General features: G+C 63.7%; 17 protein-coding genes. 8 read left to right on the forward strand and 9 right to left on the reverse strand.

What is annotated here, in order from left to right:
- Positions 1-106: 106 nt before the first annotated feature.
- The 4 genes from parE to IVA88_RS22390 all read left to right on the forward strand — a co-directional run bounded on the left by parE (position 107) and on the right by IVA88_RS22390 (position 4651).
- A complete protein-coding gene (gene parE / locus IVA88_RS22375) occupies positions 107-2149 on the forward strand; it encodes a DNA topoisomerase IV subunit B (RefSeq protein WP_247499329.1) in 2043 nt (680 codons plus the stop codon).
- Positions 2150-2598: 449 nt separating this feature from the next.
- Positions 2599-3381, forward strand: coding sequence for an outer membrane beta-barrel protein (locus tag IVA88_RS22380; RefSeq protein WP_247499330.1), 783 nt, complete (start codon positions 2599-2601; stop codon positions 3379-3381).
- Positions 3382-3673: 292 nt separating this feature from the next.
- Entirely contained in the window at positions 3674-3859 is a 186-nt protein-coding gene (locus IVA88_RS22385; protein ID WP_007609848.1) for a hypothetical protein, read from the forward strand.
- A 21-nt stretch (positions 3860-3880) separates the two neighbouring features.
- Positions 3881-4651 (forward strand): glucose 1-dehydrogenase, encoded by a 771-nt coding sequence (locus IVA88_RS22390; RefSeq protein WP_247499331.1) that lies wholly within the window; start codon positions 3881-3883, stop codon positions 4649-4651.
- A 108-nt stretch (positions 4652-4759) separates the two neighbouring features.
- Here the strand turns inward: IVA88_RS22390 and IVA88_RS22395 are convergent, their stop codons facing one another.
- Entirely contained in the window at positions 4760-5530 is a 771-nt protein-coding gene (locus tag IVA88_RS22395; RefSeq protein WP_247499332.1) for an outer membrane beta-barrel protein, read from the reverse strand.
- A 193-nt stretch (positions 5531-5723) separates the two neighbouring features.
- On the reverse strand, positions 5724-6980 hold the full coding sequence (locus IVA88_RS22400) for an FAD-dependent oxidoreductase (RefSeq protein ID WP_247499333.1): 1257 nt from the start codon (positions 6978-6980) through the stop codon (positions 5724-5726).
- A gap of 119 nt (positions 6981-7099) precedes the next feature.
- Here IVA88_RS22400 and IVA88_RS22405 point away from each other — a divergent pair, with 119 nt between their 5' ends.
- Complete coding sequence (locus tag IVA88_RS22405) at positions 7100-7381, forward strand: hypothetical protein (RefSeq protein WP_247499334.1); 282 nt, start codon at positions 7100-7102, stop codon at positions 7379-7381.
- A 32-nt stretch (positions 7382-7413) separates the two neighbouring features.
- Here IVA88_RS22405 and IVA88_RS22410 read toward each other — a convergent pair whose 3' ends face one another.
- Entirely contained in the window at positions 7414-8934 is a 1521-nt protein-coding gene (locus tag IVA88_RS22410; protein WP_247499335.1) for a caspase family protein, read from the reverse strand.
- 729 nt (positions 8935-9663) lie between these two features.
- Between IVA88_RS22410 and IVA88_RS22415 the strand changes: the two genes are divergently transcribed.
- From IVA88_RS22415 to fabA, 3 genes are all read left to right on the forward strand, one after another.
- A complete protein-coding gene (locus IVA88_RS22415; RefSeq protein WP_247499336.1) occupies positions 9664-11241 on the forward strand; it encodes a DEAD/DEAH box helicase in 1578 nt (525 codons plus the stop codon).
- 164 nt (positions 11242-11405) lie between these two features.
- Positions 11406-12473 (forward strand): GGDEF domain-containing protein, encoded by a 1068-nt coding sequence (locus IVA88_RS22420; protein WP_247499337.1) that lies wholly within the window; start codon positions 11406-11408, stop codon positions 12471-12473.
- Between the two features lie 106 nt (positions 12474-12579).
- The gene (gene fabA, locus IVA88_RS22425; protein WP_247499338.1) at positions 12580-13110 is read left to right on the forward strand and encodes a bifunctional 3-hydroxydecanoyl-ACP dehydratase/trans-2-decenoyl-ACP isomerase; all 531 of its coding nucleotides are present in this window, start codon (positions 12580-12582) and stop codon (positions 13108-13110) included.
- A gap of 2 nt (positions 13111-13112) precedes the next feature.
- Here fabA and IVA88_RS22430 read toward each other — a convergent pair whose 3' ends face one another.
- The 6 genes from IVA88_RS22430 to sufC all read right to left on the reverse strand — a co-directional run bounded on the left by IVA88_RS22430 (position 13113) and on the right by sufC (position 17887).
- A complete protein-coding gene (locus IVA88_RS22430) occupies positions 13113-13568 on the reverse strand; it encodes a TfoX/Sxy family protein (RefSeq protein ID WP_247499339.1) in 456 nt (151 codons plus the stop codon).
- 164 nt (positions 13569-13732) lie between these two features.
- Positions 13733-14143, reverse strand: a complete 411-nt coding sequence (locus tag IVA88_RS22435) for an iron-sulfur cluster assembly accessory protein (RefSeq protein WP_007609828.1) — start codon at positions 14141-14143, stop codon at positions 13733-13735.
- Positions 14144-14206: 63 nt separating this feature from the next.
- A complete protein-coding gene (locus tag IVA88_RS22440) occupies positions 14207-14578 on the reverse strand; it encodes an SUF system Fe-S cluster assembly protein (RefSeq protein ID WP_007609827.1) in 372 nt (123 codons plus the stop codon).
- Positions 14575-15822 carry a cysteine desulfurase gene (locus IVA88_RS22445; protein WP_247499340.1) on the reverse strand — a complete coding sequence of 416 codons (1248 nt, stop codon included), beginning with the start codon at positions 15820-15822 and terminating at the stop codon, positions 14575-14577. The genes IVA88_RS22440 and IVA88_RS22445 overlap by 4 nt, the downstream gene beginning before the upstream one ends.
- The gene (gene sufD, locus IVA88_RS22450; protein WP_247499341.1) at positions 15819-17123 is read right to left on the reverse strand and encodes a Fe-S cluster assembly protein SufD; all 1305 of its coding nucleotides are present in this window, start codon (positions 17121-17123) and stop codon (positions 15819-15821) included. The genes IVA88_RS22445 and sufD overlap by 4 nt, the downstream gene beginning before the upstream one ends.
- Positions 17124-17134: 11 nt before the next feature.
- Positions 17135-17887 (reverse strand): Fe-S cluster assembly ATPase SufC, encoded by a 753-nt coding sequence (gene sufC / locus IVA88_RS22455; RefSeq protein WP_247499342.1) that lies wholly within the window; start codon positions 17885-17887, stop codon positions 17135-17137.
- Between the last annotated feature and the right edge of the window lie 41 nt (positions 17888-17928).

The raw sequence follows: 17928 nt of genomic DNA on the forward strand, positions 1-17928 counted from the left end.
AACCGCAGCCCCCGGCCCGCCCTGCGATAACCTTTCCAGGTCAGAAGTGGCATAGTCGGCCCAACCGATTCGCCGCTGATGCGGCCCCCAAAACGCATAGAGATATATGTCCAAGCAGTTGAAGCCCAAAGCAAAAGACGATTTTTTCGGCGGCGACGAACCGAAGTCGCGCTCTGCCAAGGCAGCGCCGCGCGCAGGCGGCGCCGAAGCCGACTACACCGCGGCTGACATCGAGGTGCTCGAAGGCCTGGAACCGGTGCGCCGCCGGCCCGGCATGTATATCGGCGGCACCGACGAGAAGGCGTTGCATCACCTCTTTGCCGAAGTCATCGACAACTCGATGGACGAGGCTTTGGCGGGGCATGCGACCTTCATCGAAGTCGAGTTGAGCGCGGACGGCTTTTTGACCGTCACCGATAACGGCCGCGGCATCCCCGTTGATCCCCACCCAAAATTCCCGAAGAAGTCGGCGCTCGAAGTCATCATGTGCACGCTGCACTCGGGCGGCAAGTTCGACTCCAAGGTCTACGAGACCTCGGGCGGCCTGCACGGCGTCGGCATCTCCGTGGTGAACGCCCTCTCCTCGCTGCTCGAGGTCGAGGTCGCGCGCAGCCAGAAACTCTACCGCATGACGTTCGAGCGCGGGCACCCGAAGGGCAAGCTCGAGGATCTCGGCAAGGTCAACAATCGCCGCGGAACCCGCGTGCGCTTCAAGCCGGACACCGACATTTTCGGCGCCAAGGCCGCGTTCAAGCCGCAGCGCCTGTTCAAGATGACGCGTTCGAAGGCGTATTTGTTCGGCGGTGTCGAGATCCGCTGGAATTGCGCGCCCGAACTGCTCAAGGGCGTCGACGACGTGCCGGCGGAAGCGACGTTCCATTTTCCGGGCGGCCTCAAGGATTATCTGGCCGCCGCGATCCACGCCGACACGCTGGTGCATCCCGACATCTTCTCCGGCAAGTCGGGCCGCAACGGCGCGCATGGCGCCTGCGAATGGGCTGTGGCCTGGACCGCGGATGCCGACGGCTTCTTGTCGTCCTACACCAACACCGTGCCGACGCCCGACGGTGGCACGCACGAATCCGGCCTGCGCAGCGCACTGCTGCGCGGCCTGAAGGATCACGCCGAGCGCGTCGGCCAGGGCAAGCGCGCGTCGTCCATTACGTCTGAAGACGTGATGGTCGGTGCAGCCGTGATGCTCTCGGTGTTCGTGCGCGAGCCTGAATTCCAGGGCCAGACCAAGGACCGTCTCGCCACCGCAGAAGCACAACGCATCGTCGAACAGGCGATGAAGGATCCGTTCGACCATTGGCTGTCGGGCAATCCGAACCAGGCCAACAGGCTGCTGGACTTCGTGGTCGACCGCGCCGAAGAGCGGCTGCGCCGTCGCCAGGAAAAGGAGACCGCGCGCAAGACCGCCGGCAAGAAGCTGCGCCTGCCCGGCAAGCTCGCCGACTGCAGCGATGCGGGCCTGGAAGGCTCAGAACTCTTCATCGTCGAGGGCGACTCGGCCGGCGGCAGCGCCAAGCAGGCGCGCGACCGCAAGACCCAAGCCGTGCTGCCGCTGCGCGGCAAGATCCTCAACGTCGCGTCCGCCGGCAAGGACAAGCTGACGGCAAACACGCAGCTCGCCGACCTCGTGCAGGCGATCGGCTGCGGCATGCTCGCGCAGTATCGCGAAGAGGATCTACGCTATCAGCGCATCATCATCATGACCGACGCCGACGTCGACGGCGCCCACATCGCTTCGCTGCTGATCACCTTCTTCTACCGCCAGATGCCGCGGCTGATCGACGAGGGCCACCTCTTTCTCGCCGTGCCGCCGCTCTACAAGCTGACCAACGGCACGAAGTCGGTCTACGCCCGCGATGACGCGCACAAGGAAGCGCTGATCAAGAGCGAGTTCAACGCCAACGCCAAGGTCGAGGTCAATCGCTTCAAAGGCCTCGGCGAGATGATGCCGGCGCAGCTCAAGGAAACCACCATGGATCCCGCCAAGCGGACCATGCTGAAAGTGGTTCTGCTCGCCGACGACCGCGACACTACGGCGGATTCGGTGGAGCGCCTGATGGGCACCAAGGCCGAGGCGCGTTTCGCGTTCATCTCGGACAAGGCCGAATTCGCCAGCGAGGAACTGCTGGACGTCTGATCCGCAGGCGCTGGCGCTCCGCATCCCATCAAGAGCCTCGGCACGAAGACCGGGGCTCTTTTGTTTTGGGACGGCAACGGCCCTACCCCGCCGATCCTGCCAATCGTCCGCCTCGCTTTGTTGATTCCCGGCCTCGTAGCATCGCGACTCGGCCAACGACTCACCGAGCAGGACTGATGCAGGACTGCCTCCATTTCGGACAAAGCCGGATTTGCTAACGAGAGGTTACCAAAACTCAAAACTCACAAATCGACATAACCTGCTGAGAATGTGATATTATTTCATCTTCGAGCGACAGCGCCCTGAATCCCCGCCGTGCGGCGTTTCCCGGCGACTGTGCCTGTCCTGCAACAGCAATTCCGCGAGAAGCGGCTATAGTCCGGGCATCAGATCACTCGGACTTCAGTGCGCTCGCGCCTGCCAGACAGACCAAAGCTTGGGGATTTAAAATGAAGAAGATTTTGCTCGCACTGACCACGGTTGCCGCGATGACCGGTTCGGCCTCGGCCGCTGACCTTGGCGCCCGTCCGTACGTGAAGGCCCCGATGGCGGCGCCCGTCGCCAGCTGGACCGGCTTCTACATCTTCGGTGGCGCCGGCGGCGGCCTCTCGGCCTCTGACCAGCGCGTGCAGACCACGGTCGGCGCAGTTCCCCTGACGATCGATCAGCGCCAGGGTGGCTCGGGCTGGTTCGGCACCGTCGGTCTCGGCTACGACTGGCAGTTCAGCGGTACCTGGGTCGCCGGCGTGTTCGCTGACGGTCAGTTCGGGAGCATCCGTGCTACCATCCAGGATCCGACCCTGCTCATCACCGGCAACCAGAAGCTGGAAGACTCCTGGGCCGCTGGTGTGCGCCTCGGCTGGCTGGTCGCTCCCAACGTTCTCTCCTACGTCAACGGTGGTTACTCCGGCGCCCACTTCGGCAGCACCAACTTCATGACCTTGGCTGGCACTCCGGCCGGTGTTCATCTCAACGGCTACAACCGCAACGGCTGGTTCGTCGGCGGCGGCGTCGAGAACAACCTGAACATTTTCGGCATCCAGTCGCCCGGCTGGTTCATGAAGACCGAATATCGTTCGGCCTTCTACAACGCCAAGACGCAGGACATCCTGTTCGATGCCGGCAACGTTCCGGTCGGCAACAGCATCCGCGCCAACAGCTGGAACCAGACGATCTCGACATCGCTGGTCTACCGCTTCAACTGGACCGGTCCGGTCGTCGCGAAGTACTGATCTGACCTAACCGTTCAGACGTCAAAGCCCCGGCATTGTCCGGGGCTTTTTCGTTGTGCGGTGCTTTTAGCGGCTGATGCCCGCTTTCAGTAATGTGTACGCAGAGGGTCGACGCGAGCTGCGGCCGCGACGCTTTCCACGGTCTTGCGTATAGACATGCATCCTCGTTGCGGCCTGCATCAGCGGCCGTTGTATCCGAACCACGGCTACGGCTAGTCTCCGCCAGGTTTTCGGGACTGCGGCAATCGTTTATGCCGCGTCACGACAGAAGCGGACCGATGGGGAGGAATGCATGCGCAGATTTCTGCTGATCGCAGGCCTGTTTGCCCTTGCCGTCGGGCTGCTCTGGATCGGACAGGGCACGGGCACCGTCGCGTGGCCGCGATCGAGCTTCATGGTCAACCAGTTGCAATGGGCCGGCTATGGCGCTGCCATGGCCGGCTTCGGGCTGGTGCTGATCTGGCAAAGCAACCAATAGAAGAAACCAGGGAATAGCAGCATGACATCCAGTCGGTTCGATCTCCGCGGCAAAGTCGCGATTGTCACGGGAGGCAATGGCGGCATCGGGCTCGGCATGGCCCGTGGCCTCGCCGATGCCGGCGCCAATATCGTCGTGGTCGGGCGCAACGAAACCAAATCCGGCGCCGCCGTCGCCGATCTCAGTCAGCGCGGCGTGAAGGCGATCTCTGTTCCCACCGATGTCACCGACCAGGCGGCGGTCGCGGCGATGATCGATCGCGTCGTCAAGGATCTCGGCCGTATCGATATCCTCATCAACAATGCCGGCATGAGCATCCGCAAGCCGCCGCACGAGCTCGAGCTCGACGAATGGAACAAGGTGATCGACACCAACCTCACCAGCGCCTTCGTGTGCTCGAAGCTGGCCTATCCGGCGCTGAAGGCGTCCGGCAACGGCAAGGTGATCAACATCGGCTCGATGATGTCGATCTTCGGCGCGAGCTTCGCGACGGCTTATGCGGCGAGCAAGGGCGGCATCGTTCAGTACACGCGCGCCTGCGCCAATGCATGGGCGCCCGACAACATCCAGGTCAATGCCATCCTGCCAGGCTGGATCGACACCGACCTGACCCGCGGTGCGCGGCAGCAGGTATCGGGATTGCACGAGCGGGTGCTGGCGCGCACGCCCGCGGGGCGTTGGGGCGACATCGACGACTTCGCCGGCATCACCGTGTTCCTTGCCTCGTCCGCATCGAACTTCGTCACCGGCACTGCGATCCCCGTCGATGGCGGCTTCTCGGTGATGGCGTAGGCCGCACGCGAAAAGCCTGCACACAAAAAGAAGCCCCGGACAATGCCGGGGCTTTTAAATTTGGGCCGTGATGGTCTTTTATAGCTGCTTGGTCGTTCGTTGACGCACTCAGTAGCGGGCGATGACCGGCGCGTCGAACTTGTAGCTGGCGCGCACGACGGCCCACTGGATGTCGCGCGGCTTGGCATCGAAGCTGTAATTGCCCGAGGTGCCGCCGAGTTGATAGGTCTGGCCGCCGAAGGCTGCGTAGTTGTACTCGAGGCCGACGATCCAGTTGCGGGTGATGCCATATTCCCAGCCGGCGCCGACGGTCCAGCCGTTGGCCCAATGCGTCTGACCGCCAGAACCGGTGGCCACGCCGACCGTGTCGGTGACCGACAGACGGTTGTTCACGCCGGCGTAGCCGCCCTTGATGTAGAACAAATTGTTCTGCACGGCGAAGCCGGCGCGGCCGACCACTGTCGCGAGCACGTTGGCGCGCCAGCTGAATTGATCATCAAGACCAGTGCCAAAGACATTGTTCGTGATGGAGCCCTTGTTGTCGAGGCCGGAGATGGTGCCTTCCATACCGAACACGTAGTTGTTGGCCTGCCAATTATAGCCGATCTGGGCACCGCCCATGATGCCGGACTTGCGCTGCCGGAAGGAATCGCCCGGTGAAAGATCGCCGAACGGCGCGCCGGTGCCGTTGTTGATGAACTGCTCGTTGGTCCATGCGCCGCCGATGTGACCGCCGACATAGAAGCCGGTCCAGTTGAACATCGACTCCATATAGGCCGGCGCCTTCGTGTAGCGCGCGCCGAGATCGGCGGCGGAAGCCGCGCCGGTCGAAACCAGAGCGGTCGTGCAGGCGAAGGCGGCAATCAATTTGTTACGCATGTTACACCCCGTGTCCTTTGATGGGTGCACGCTCACACGCAGATCTTACTCAAATTTGAATCAAGAAAGTTAAGACCTTGGATTGGCAGGCCGCGTGCCTTCAATCCGTCCGCGCTGTTGCACGCAGGCAACGCGCCGCGCCCGATTTAACACGGCGTTATCCCTACCAAGTCCTTGCAGTAAAGTCCTTGCACTACGGTGCCGGCGCAGCCTTCGACTGCACGTGCTCGGGCCGCACGCCAAGCGCAAGCAGGCGCGCCGGAATGCCCTGGAGCCACGGCAGCGCGGTGATGAGGCGCACGATCAGCGGCACTTTCAGCGGCCGATCGCCGCCCTGCAAGGCGCCGCTGATGATGTTGTTCTGCACGATCATCTGCATTCGCTGCGTCATCTTCACCGGGAATTGGCGGCGACGGCGCACGGCATCGAGCTCGTCCTCGGACGGGCAGCCGTGCCGCATCTTGTCCACCAGCAGGTTTGCGGTCGCGACCGCATCCTGCACGGCGAGATTGACGCCGACGCCGCCGACCGGCGACATCGCATGCGCGGCATCGCCGATGAGAAGCAGGCCCGGCCGCGTCCAGCGCGTCAGGCGGTTGATCGCGACGGTGAGCAGCTTGATGTCGTCGAAGCTCTTCACATCGGCAATGCCGCTCTTCAGGATCGGCGCCATACAAACGATGTCGTCGAGCAGCGCCTGCAATCCCCTCGCCTTCACCGCGTCGTATTGTCCCTTGGCGATGACATAGGCGCATTGCCAGTAGTCGCCACGGTCGAAGGTGATCATCATCTTGCCGGGCTCGACGCGCGCGAACAGGTTCTCGGTCTCGTCCGGCTTGCGGCCGACGCGAAACCACAGCACGTCCATTGGCGCGCCGATCTCTTCGACCTCGAGGCCGGAACGCTGGCGCACGGTCGAATGCCGGCCGTCACAGGCGATGGTGAGATCGGCTTCGATGTCCACGATGCCGTCCGGTGTCTTCGCCCGCACGCCGGCGATCGTCTCGCCGCGGCGGATCAGATCGACGGCTTCCGTGTTCATCATCACCTTCAGCGAGGCGAAGCGCTGGCCGGCCTGGCGCAGGAAATTCAGGAAATCCCATTGCGGCATGAAGGCGATGAACGGGTACTTGGTGCGCAGCCGGCTGAGATCGGCGATGCGAACGGGCGTGCCGCCGAACAGGCCGTCCATCTTCTGCAAGCGCTGATGCGGCAACTTCAGGAAGTCGTCGATCAGGCCGAGCTCGTCCATCACCTGCAGTGTCGAGGGATGCACGGTGTCGCCGCGGAAGTCACGGAAGAAATCCGCGTGCTTCTCCAGCACCACGACATTGATGCCGGCGCGCCCCAGGAGATAGCCGAGCATCATGCCGGCCGGCCCGCCGCCGACGATGCAACACCGGGCTTTTACGGAGGAACCTTGCGGAGCCTGCGACGCATCTGGTTTCACAGCCGGATCCCCCTTTACGACTTAAGTTTTCTGTGCAGTGCAGCAATCAGGATTCATTTGCCGCAATGGCGAATGGCCGTTAGCGTCGCAGCACATTACGATTGTTTCAGGGAATTGCAGTGCGAACTGTCCTTATCGTGCTCGGCGTCTGGATCCTGATCAACGTGCTTTTCGTCGTGATCATGATCCCGCCGCGCAAGCCGCGGAAGTCGAATCCGCAGACGGGCGCGCTCGCGCCCGTGCCGATCGACCAGAACGGCTACCCGTTCGAGGAGCAGGAGAAGCTCCTGCTGCGCCACGTCATCATCTCGATCGCGATGGGCGCGTTCTTCTCGCTGGCTCCGCCCTTGATCGAGGCCGTCGAGTCCTTCAAGCGCTACATCAAGAAGCGCCGCGGGTAGCGGAAGCGCGTACGACGCCTCCGGCGCCGTCATCAGTTGTTGCTGCGGTTCGCGCTGCGGAAGCTCTTGATCTCCGACACGCTGCCGTCGCGATAGGTCAGCTCCACCGAGATGAACTGCGTTGCCGGCGCGAGCTTCATGGAAAGCGGCATGCCGGCGCTGATCGCACTGGGATCACGCATGTCGCAACTCGGCATCTTCAACACCTGGTTCGGAACGGCGGTGTCGATGCCGATGCGCACCTCGCGGATGGCGCAGCGGTAGGACACGAGGTGCGTGTAGTAGACCAGCAGCCCGTTGAACTCGCGGAACGACAGCCAGCTCGTCGCGGTCATGTCGAGGATTTTGCGCTGGTCGCGGATCAGCGCGGCCTCGGGATCGAACCTGATCGGGAACGGCCCCTGCATGTCGCCGGACTGGTCGACATAGCGGACCTCGATGGTGCCGGCCTGCGCGTCCGGCGGCAATTCGATCGACGGGTTCGGCAGCCGCTTGCGCGTGCGCGGGTCGAGCGTGTCGATGAAGCCGGTTTCGCGGAAATCGGTATTGCCGGCCATGCGCCAGGAAATGCCGAGCGTCGGATCGGCGAAGGAGAACACCACGCTCCACCCGCCATTGTGGCGCGAGAAGCTCGCAATCGGCGCGTTGGTGGTCTCCTCCTTCGGCACGCGCGGCACCGACACCGGCGGCAGCGCCGCGAGCTTCTGCGCCGGCGGATCGGCGGGACGCGCGGCGGCGGCCGCGTCCTTGGCGATGCCGCTGAGGAAGACGTCGTCGACCATCTGATCGAAATAGACCGGCACCTGCCTGTGCTTGACCGTGTCTGCCATCTCGCTGACGAGACGGCGCGTACGCTGCGCCACCTGCACCAGGTTTTCGCCGGGCTGGAGCAGCTCCTTGGCGAAAGTGCGCGTGAACACCGAATTGGGATTGGCGTCGTCGTTGGAGAGGCGGTCGAGCGCGGTCTGGCGCGGGCCTGCGGAGAATACCGAGAACACGCCTTCGGGCAGCTGCACCATCGGGGCAAGCCCACCACCACCGGAGACGGCGCGGGTGCCCTTGCGCTCGAACGGGTTGTTGCGGCAGGCGTCGAACACCAGGATCGAGGTTCGCGCTTTCTTGTTCTGGAGGCGCTCCACGATGCGATCGGCCAGGATGGAGGCGTCACGCACCAGCTCTTCCTGCCCTTCCGTCGCCGCCGGCACGTCCGTCGGCAGCAGATAGTTCTGGCCGGCGATTTCGAAGCCGTGGCCGGCATAGAAGAAGAACGCGGTGTCGCCGGGCTCGATCGTCCGATCGAACGCGAGCAGCGTCTCGGAAAATTGCTGCCGGCTCTGGTTCTCGGCAACCATCACCGAGAAGCCGAGCTGCTTCAGCGTATCGCCCATGGTGCGGGCGTCGTTGACCGCCTTGAACAGCTTCGGAACGTTCCTGTAGTCGTTGTTGCCGACGACGAGCGCAACGCGCTTCTCGGCATAGGCGGGAAGCGCGAAACCGCTTAGGCCGGCCGCGAGGCCAAGCGCCGCCAGAATTCTGAAAAGCCGACACGTCATCGAAAAAATCCCTCAAGAACGGCCCACGCCGATTCCCTCGAACAACGGTTTATGGGAACTCCGCCGTTGATGTGATAGTCGGTCCAGCCATATCGCGGGTTCAACGGCCCTGAGGCCGTGAATCGCTGACGCACCGAGGATGTCGAGCCACGCGACCGCTTAGTGCGAAGTACACGCCAAGGGCCGTTCCGCGTCAGCGCCGACGTCGAGGGCGAACGCCCCGCTGATGTCTTCGAATTTTCGTTGCACCAGCTTGCCGGCCCGGTCGAGCCGAAGAGCCTCGCACTACAGTGTCGAGGGCAGCACGCCCGCCCGCTCTCGCTGGCACGACGTCTGATCGCGCGCCAGCTGCAAGACCCGGCCACGCTTTCTTCAAGGCTGCCTAGAGGATGGCCCCAGCGACTTCGGCGCCCAGCCGGAGGGGGCGTTAGCCGACGTTTCGGCAGCTCCGGCCGATCGCTGGATTGGACAGAAAACCGCAACGGCGCCCGCTATTTGGGCGAAAACCTCAGGTTTTTTAGGGTCTTCCCGCGCGTGCTCCATTGACTTTGGCCGATTCCCGCCTATGTTCCGAGGCGACGCGGCTCAGATCGACAAGCGATTCCTGAGCCTGGCGCTTTGTTCGCGTGAGTCAGCACCCCCAGCTTCTTTGAGAGCGCGCCGTTTCGGGGTGGAACGCGACAGCCTTATTACCCTCGATTCCGAACGGCGGTTTCGACCAGAGGCTCAATGTCTTTTAGCAATCTCGGACTATCCGAAAAAGTCCTCGCCGCAGTGGCGGCCACCGGTTACACCACCCCCACCCCCATTCAGGAACAGGCGATCCCTCACGTCCTTGCTCGCAAGGACGTGCTCGGCATCGCCCAGACCGGCACCGGCAAGACCGCGGCCTTCGTGCTGCCGATGCTCACCATCCTCGAAAAGGGTCGCGCCCGGGCGCGGATGCCGCGCACCCTGATCCTTGAGCCGACCCGCGAACTCGCGGCGCAGGTGAAGGAAAACTTCGACCGCTACGGTGCAGGCCAGAAACTCAACGTCGCCCTCCTGATCGGCGGCGTTTCCTTCGGCGACCAGGATGCCAAGCTGACGCGCGGCGTCGACGTGCTGATCGCCACTCCCGGCCGCCTGCTCGACCACACCGAGCGCGGCGGCCTGCTGCTCACCGGCGTCGAGCTGCTCGTCATTGACGAAGCCGACCGCATGCTGGACATGGGCTTCATTCCCGACATCGAGCGCGTCTGCAAGCTCGTTCCGTTCACGCGGCAGACCCTGTTCTTCACCGCGACTATGCCGCCGGAGATCCGGCGCATCACCGAAACCTTCCTGCACAATCCGCAGAAGATCGAGGTATCGAAGCCCGCCACCACCGCGGTCACCGTTACCCAGTGTCAGGTCCCGGCCGGGCGCGAGGCGCATGAGAAACGCGAGCTGCTTCGGCGGCTGCTGCGCGAAGCCAAGGATCTCCAGAACGCGATCATCTTCTGCAATCGCAAGCGCGAGGTCGCCGTCGTTCACAAATCGCTGCAAAAGCACGGCTTCAGCGTCGGCGCGCTGCACGGCGACATGGACCAGTCGGCTCGCACGGCGGCGCTCGAACAGTTCCGCAAGGGCGAGCTACCCCTGCTGGTCGCATCCGACGTCGCCGCCCGCGGCCTCGACATCCCCGAGGTCAGCCACGTCTTCAATTTCGACGTCCCTCACCATGCCGACGACTATGTCCACCGTGTCGGCCGCACCGGTCGCGCAGGCCGGTCCGGCATGGCAATCTCGCTCGTCACGCCGCTCGACCAGAAGTCGATGGTGGCGATCGAGAAGCTGATCGGCCAGACCATTCCCCGCGCCGAAGGCGATTTCGAGATCCGCACCGATGCTTCCGATGCGAGCGAGCGTCCTCGCGAGCAGCGCGGCCGTGAACGTTCACGCGGCGGACGCGGCAAGCCGCAGCGCGGTCGTGATCGTGAGCGCAGCCACGAACCGCGTGCCGAGGCACAGCCTTCAGCCGAAGCAAGGTCCGCTCCCGAGGCAAGGTCCGCTTCAGAAGCAAGGCCCGTTTCCGAAGCAAGGCCCGCACGCGAGGCAAGACCTCAGCGTGAAGGAAGACCTCCGCGTGAAGCAAGGCCTCCGCGTGAAGCCAAGCCATCATCCGAGCCGCGAGAGGGTGCGCGCCAGCAGGCCAATCCGTCGCATGTGCCGTCGATCGGCCGCCCCGAGCCGCGCCGCCAACGCGAGGCCGACAGCGAGCCGGGCGATCACTCGCACCTGCCGGCATTTCTGCTGCGGCCGGTTCGCTCCCCCGCCGGCGCCTAAAGCGCGATGCGGGCCGGTTTCGGTTGAGATAAAGCCTGCGCGCAATTTATGGATGCATTCGAGGACGTATATTTACGGGGCGTTCACGATCGTCCGTTAGCCTACGAACATAATTTAAGAATTGCTGCGGTCGACGGCGCGCCGATCGCTGTGGGGTATGTTCCGTGGTCAAGGTGCTCGACGAACACGAACGCACGATGGCGTTCGCTGAGGTAGCGCTCGGTCAGATCCGATCGCTACGGCAGACGGCAATTCCACGCAATTACGAGATCTGGTACATCTACGCCACCGGCTACAACGCCTCGCTCAACAAGATCATCAACGAGACGCTGGCGCGGAGCGGCAAGCTGACCGAAGCCGATCTCGATCAGATCTACGAGACCTACCTCTCCCACATCAAGACCACTGACCGCATCGACAAGGTCGGCGCGCGCGTCATCGGCGAGATCGACGACGTCATGAGGGTTCTCGGCGACGCGCTCGGGATGACCGGCAGCTACGATGCCAGCCTCTCGGGCGCGACCGAAAAGCTGTCAGCGGCCGAGAGCCGCGAGCAGATCAAGCCGATCGTCGAGACGCTGCTGCGTTCGACCAGCGAGATGCGCGAGACCAACAAGGCGCTGGAAGACCGGCTGACGCTGTCGAGGAGCGAGATCAACAACCTCCAGCAGAGCCTGGAGGCGGTCCGCGCCGAGAGCCTGACCGATCCGCTGACGGGGCTCGGCAACCGCAAATATTTCGATCGCATGATCGGCACGGCCGTGCAAAGCGCGCTCGCCTCCGGCGAGCCGCTGTCGCTGCTGCTGGTCGACATCGATCATTTCAAGTCGTTCAACGATTCCTACGGCCATCTCACCGGCGACCAGGTGCTGCGGCTGGTCGGCCTGTCCCTGAAGCAGACCATCAAGGGCCAGGACATCACCGCGCGCTATGGCGGCGAGGAATTTGCGGTCGTGCTGCCCAACACCGCGCTGCGCCAGGCCCTCACCGTGGCCGATCACATCCGCCGCGCGGTGATGGCGAAGGAATTGAAGAAGAAGTCCACCGGCGAAATCCTCGGCCGCGTCACCATCTCCGTCGGCGTCTCCATGCTCAAGCAGGGCGACGATACCGACGCGCTGATCGAACGGGCGGATGCCTGCCTCTACGCCGCCAAACGCAACGGCCGCAACCGCGTCATCTGCGAGGCCGATCCGGAATTCGCGGTCGAGACGCACAACCGGGTGGCGTGACGCCGAAGCTGCGCACCACCCGCGCTTGACATTCTGACCTGACGAACGACATCTCCCTCGCCGTCTTGAGGCGTCCGACTGCGAGGCATCCGGAGGACTTGTCGTCTTGGCCAACCCGCATGATTTTCACACGCCGCAACCGTCCTACACCAGGAACGAGCTGCTGAGATCGAGCGAAGGCGGCTATTTCGGCCCTGGCAACGCGCAACTGCCGGCACCGCCGATGTTGATGATGGACCGCATCACGGAGATCAGCCTGAACGGCGGCGAGTTTGGCAAGGGCCACATCGTCGGCGAACTGGATATCGCGCCCGGCCATTGGTTCTTCGATTGCCACTTTCGCGGCGATGCCATGATGCCAGCGTCTCTGGGGCTGGATGCCATGTGGCAGATGATCGGCTATTGGCTGGGATGGTCGGGCTCACCGGGCAAGGGCCGCGCCATCGGCGTCGGCGAGGTGGCGTTCACGGGCTCCATCACACCGGACACGCGATGCGTGCGCTACGAGGTCGTCATGCGCCAGGTGAGGCGCGGCAGGCTGATCCTGGGATTTGCCGACGGCCGCGTGCTGGCTGACGGCACCTGCGTTTACATCGCCAAAGACATGAGGGTTGGCCTGACAAAGGCCGTGGACTGAGCTTAACTTGGTCGCCTGGCGCGCTTCCCAACCGGGCTCTTTTTGCTGGCCTTCTTCGGCACTTTCGTAGGCTTGGCGGCCTTCTTCGCCGGCTTGCTCGCCGCTTTCTTCGTCGCCTTCTTCCCCTTCGGCCGCTTCTTCACCTTGGCGCGCTGGGCGGCGGCGAGAGCCGCCCTCGCCCATTGCGCAAACTCCTCGGAATCGTCGAACAGGCGGGCCGGCAGCTCCCAGTAGGAGTTCACCAGTACGGTCTTGGCACGGGTCGAGTATTGGAACGGCTTTGAGCCTTCCGCCTCATAGTCCGGGATGGTCGTCTCGTCGGCGCGGAAAAACAGGCCGGCGCGCAAGGCCAGCGCGAAGTTGATGCCGTCGGCGGAGATGCCGTAGCCGGAAAACATTTTCCGGATGGCGACGGGGCCGAAATCGGCGAACAGGTCGATCAGGAATTCGCGGTCCATGGGCTTCCCGGAGCAAGCAGGCCAGCCTTCATACCACCGCCGTCATTGCGAGCGAAGCGAAGCAATCCAGACTGTTTCCGCAGAGACAGTCTGGATTGCTTCGTCGCATCAGCGCAAAATTGCTCTGCAATTTTGTCGCGAGCTCCTCGCAATGACGGGAAAGACTACCCGTCGATTTGCGCCGGGCGGAGCTCGACCGACTCGCCGCAGCCGCAGGCGGAAATCTGGTTGGGGTTGTTGAAGACGAACTGGGCCTGCATCTTGTCGGCCTTGTAGTCCATCTCGGTGCCGAGCAGGAACAGCACGGCCTTCGGATCGACCAGGATCTTGACGCCCTTGTCCTCGACGACCTCGTCGGTCGGGCGGACATCATGGGCGTATTCGACGGTGTAGGACTGTCCGGCACAGCCGCCGTTCTTGACGCCGACGCGCAGACCCACGATCTCGGAATCGGCGCGCTGGGTCAGCTCGCTGATGCGCTGGGCAGCGGCGTCCGTCAGCCGCATCACCTGCGGGCGGGGCCGCCGCGGCTTCGGAGTGGATGCTGGTGTCGAGCCCGACGATATCTGTGTCATGTCAATGATGTGGTCCGTTGCGGCGCAAATTCAATGCCAAGGATCAAAAGCCAAGATTACGCGTCACCACATATTGAGCACGAGGCGGGCCTCGTCGCTCATGCGTTCCGGAGTCCAGGCCGGCTCCCAGACCACCTTGACGTCGACCACGCCGACGCCGGGGACGCTGGCGACCGCGTTCTCGACCATGGTCGGCAGCTCGCCGGCGGCCGGACAGTTCGGCGTCGTCAGCGTCATCTGGACGTCGACCGAGCGATCGTCCTTGATCTCGACCTTGTAGATCAGCCCGAGTTCGTAGATATCGGCCGGGATTTCCGGATCGAACACGGTCTTGAGCCCGGCGATGATCTCGGTGGTCAAACGCTCGGTCTCCTCGGGCGGCAGCGCCGACCGGGTCTCCATCGGATTGGCTTTGATTTCGGCCGTGTCACTCATGCGAACAAATCCCGCGCCTTCAACAGCGCCTGTGCCAGATGATCGACTTCTTCCCGCGTATTATACATGCCGAACGACGCCCGGCATGTGGCTGTGACGTTGAACCGCTCTAAAAGCGGCATCACGCAATGGGTGCCGGCGCGCACGGCGATGCCCTGGCGGTCGATTACGGTGGCGACGTCATGGGCGTGCGCGCCCTTGAGCTCGAACGAGATCACCGGGCCCTTGCCCCGCGCCGTTCCGATCAGCCGCAGCGAGTTGATCTCGCGCAGCTTGTCCTGGGCGTAGGTGACGAGATCGTGCTCGTGCGCGGCGATACGCTCCTTGCCAATGGAATTGACGTAATCGATGGCGGCGCCAAGTCCGACGGCCTCCACGATCGCCGGCGTGCCCGCCTCGAACTTGTGCGGGGGATCGCCATAGGTGACGACGTCGCGCGAGACCTCGCGGATCATCTCGCCGCCGCCGTTGAACGGACGCATCGCGACGAGGTGGTCGTACTTGGCCCAGAGCACGCCGATGCCGGTCGGACCGTAGACCTTGTGGCCGGTGAAGACGTAGAAGTCGCAGCCGATGTCCTGGACGTCGATCGGCAGATGCACGGCGCCCTGGCTGCCGTCGACCAGCACGGGGATGCCGCGGGCGTGAGCGATCTTCACGACCTCCTTGACCGGGACGATGGTGCCGAGCGCGTTCGACATCTGCGTGATCGCGACCAGCCTGGTCTTCGGTGTCAGCAGCTTTTCGAACTCATCGATGAGGAAATTGCCCTCGTCGTCGACCGGCGCCCATTTGATCACCGCGCCATGGCGTTCCCTGAGGAAATGCCAGGGCACGATGTTGGAGTGGTGCTCCATGATCGAGATGACGATCTCGTCGCCTTCTTTTATGTTCGGCGCGCCCCAGGACGAGGCGACCAAATTGATCGCCTCGGTCGCATTGCGGGTGAAGATCACTTCCTCAGGTCTCGGCGCGTTGATGAACTGCGCCACCTTGATGCGGCCGCCCTCATAGGCTTCGGTCGCGGCATTGGCGAGGTAGTGCAGGCCGCGATGCACGTTGGCGTATTCGGAGGTGTAGGCCTGCGTCATGCGGTCGAGCACGACGCTCGGCTTTTGCGCCGAGGCGGCGTTGTCGAGATAGACCAGCGGCTTGCCGTAGATCTGCATGGCGAGCGCCGGAAAATCCTGGCGCACGCGCGCGACGTCGTAAGAGCCGTTCTTGACTGCCGGATGCGTGCTCATTGGCGCCGCTCCAGCCAGCGCTCGGCAATGCCGATCACATGCTCGCGCAGATCATCATCGGCGATCTGCTCGATCGCCTCGCCGACGAAAGCCTGGATCAGCAGCGCCTGGGCCTGCTTCTCCGGCAGGCCGCGCGCCTTCAGATAGAACAACAGACTGTCGTCGAGCGCGCCGGCGGTGGCGCCGTGACCGCAGGAAACGTCGTCGGCGAAGATCTCGAGCTCGGGCTTGTTGTCGGCTTCGGCTTCGTCCGAGAGCAGCAGCGCGCGAATCATCATCTTGCCGTCGGTCTTCTGCGCATCCGGACGGACGATGATGCGGCCCTGGAACACCGAATGGGCGCGGTCGTCGATCACGGCGCGGAAAACCTCGCGGCTGACGCAGTTCGGCACGGCGTGGTCGACCACCAGCGTGGTGTCGCCATGCTCGGTCTTCTGCAACAGGTTGACACCGTTGACCGAGAGTTCGCTGCCCTCGCCCGCCAGCGTGATGAAGCCCTGGAGGCGGCTGACCGCAGCACCGGTGGTCATGTTGAAGAAATTGAGCTTTGTGTTCGCGCCGACCGTGACGAATTGCGAGGTGATGTTCACCGCATCCGGTGAATCGTCCATCAGGCGGATATGCGCGACGTCGGCCTCGTCGCCGACCGAGAGGATGACGGCATCATTGACCTGGTAGGCACTGGCACCGGCCGCGACAAAGCTCTCGATGATGGTGGCACGCGCGCCCTTCCCGATAGCGACCTGCGAGCGGGTGAAAGCCGACGCGGAAGCAGCAGTCGCGATGTGGATGATCTGGATCGGTGCGGACAGCTGCGCGCCGTCGGCGATATCAAGCACGACACCGTCGGTCGCCATCGCCGCGTTCAGCGCGATCACCGCATCGGTGGCCGCGGTCTTCAGCAGCCCGGCATCCTTCTCCAGCGTCTCCCGCAGGGTCCTGAATCCCGCCTCGGAGGCGAGCGCCTTGACGTCGGAGAGATCGGCGGCGAACACACCGTCGACCAGCACCAGCTTGCGGGCGCCGGCGATCGCATGCGCTTTCACCGCGTCCGCGGCGCGCTTCAACGCGGCAGCATCGGGCGCAGCCGCGAGCGGCAGCACCTCGCCGACCAGCGCACGCAGATCGGTGTATTTCCATTCTTCGATCCGGCGGTGCGGCAGGCCGAGACGCTCATAAGTCTCGAACGCCTCGCGGCGCGCCGCGATCACAGAAGGCGAACCCGGCAGGCGGCCTTCGGCGCTGGCGAACAGATCGCTCACCGCGCGGCCGTTTCCGGTCTTTGCCACAGCAACGTTCATCGCAAAATTCCTTACGCAGCGTCCTCGAACTGGGCGTAGCCGGACGCTTCCAGCTCCAGCGCCAGTTCCTTGCCGCCGCTCTTCACGACACGGCCCTTCGACATCACGTGCACGATGTCGGGCACGATGTAGTTGAGCAGCCGCTGATAGTGGGTGATGACGACCATCGCGCGCTTAGGCGAATGCAGCGCGTTGACGCCGTCGGCCGCGATGCGCAGCGCATCGATGTCGAGGCCGGAATCCATCTCGTCGAGGATGCACAGGCTCGGCTCGAACAGCGCCATCTGCAGCACCTCGTTGCGCTTCTTCTCGCCGCCGGAGAAGCCGACATTGACGCCGCGCTTGAGCATGTCCTGCGGGATGTTCAGCGACTTCGAGACCTCGCGAACCTTCTTCAAAAAGTCAGGCGTCGAATATTCGCTCTCGCCGCGCGCCTTGCGCTGCGCATTCAGCGCGGTGCGCAGGAAATTCATAGTGGAGACGCCGGGAATCTCGACCGGATACTGGAACGCCAGGAACACGCCCTTGGCGGCGCGCTCGTTGGGGGCCATCTCGAGCAGGTCCTCGCCCCTAAACAGGATCTGGCCGTCGGTGACCTCGTAGCCCGGCTTGCCGGCGATGACGTGGGACAGCGTCGACTTGCCGGAGCCGTTCGGCCCCATGATGGCGTGGATCTCGCCTTCGTTCACGGTCAGCGTCAGCCCGTGGAGGATCTCACGCTCCTCGACACGAACCTTCAGGTCTTTCACTTCGAGCAAAGCCATCTTGGTGTCCAGTTTATTCAAATGATGCATGGGGCGCGCGA

Origin of the sequence: Bradyrhizobium sp. 149 (genome assembly GCF_023073915.1) — a bacterium.
In the GTDB taxonomy this organism is placed as follows: domain Bacteria; phylum Pseudomonadota; class Alphaproteobacteria; order Rhizobiales; family Xanthobacteraceae; genus Bradyrhizobium.

What these genes read in the sequence shown, in the direction of transcription:
- IVA88_RS22445 (WP_247499340.1), bottom strand. Translation starts at nt 15,822, where the DNA reads ATGAGCACGCATCCGGCAGTCAAGAACGGCTCTTACGACGTCGCGCGC.
- IVA88_RS22380 (WP_247499330.1), top strand. Translation starts at nt 2,599, where the DNA reads ATGAAGAAGATTTTGCTCGCACTGACCACGGTTGCCGCGATGACCGGT.
- sufC (WP_247499342.1), bottom strand. Translation starts at nt 17,887, where the DNA reads ATGGCTTTGCTCGAAGTGAAAGACCTGAAGGTTCGTGTCGAGGAGCGT.
- IVA88_RS22440 (WP_007609827.1), bottom strand. Translation starts at nt 14,578, where the DNA reads ATGAGTGACACGGCCGAAATCAAAGCCAATCCGATGGAGACCCGGTCG.
- IVA88_RS22395 (WP_247499332.1), bottom strand. Translation starts at nt 5,530, where the DNA reads ATGCGTAACAAATTGATTGCCGCCTTCGCCTGCACGACCGCTCTGGTT.
- IVA88_RS22385 (WP_007609848.1), top strand. Translation starts at nt 3,674, where the DNA reads ATGCGCAGATTTCTGCTGATCGCAGGCCTGTTTGCCCTTGCCGTCGGG.
- IVA88_RS22430 (WP_247499339.1), bottom strand. Translation starts at nt 13,568, where the DNA reads ATGGACCGCGAATTCCTGATCGACCTGTTCGCCGATTTCGGCCCCGTC.
- IVA88_RS22415 (WP_247499336.1), top strand. Translation starts at nt 9,664, where the DNA reads ATGTCTTTTAGCAATCTCGGACTATCCGAAAAAGTCCTCGCCGCAGTG.
- IVA88_RS22435 (WP_007609828.1), bottom strand. Translation starts at nt 14,143, where the DNA reads ATGACACAGATATCGTCGGGCTCGACACCAGCATCCACTCCGAAGCCG.
- sufD (WP_247499341.1), bottom strand. Translation starts at nt 17,123, where the DNA reads ATGAACGTTGCTGTGGCAAAGACCGGAAACGGCCGCGCGGTGAGCGAT.
- IVA88_RS22410 (WP_247499335.1), bottom strand. Translation starts at nt 8,934, where the DNA reads ATGACGTGTCGGCTTTTCAGAATTCTGGCGGCGCTTGGCCTCGCGGCC.
- IVA88_RS22390 (WP_247499331.1), top strand. Translation starts at nt 3,881, where the DNA reads ATGACATCCAGTCGGTTCGATCTCCGCGGCAAAGTCGCGATTGTCACG.
- parE (WP_247499329.1), top strand. Translation starts at nt 107, where the DNA reads ATGTCCAAGCAGTTGAAGCCCAAAGCAAAAGACGATTTTTTCGGCGGC.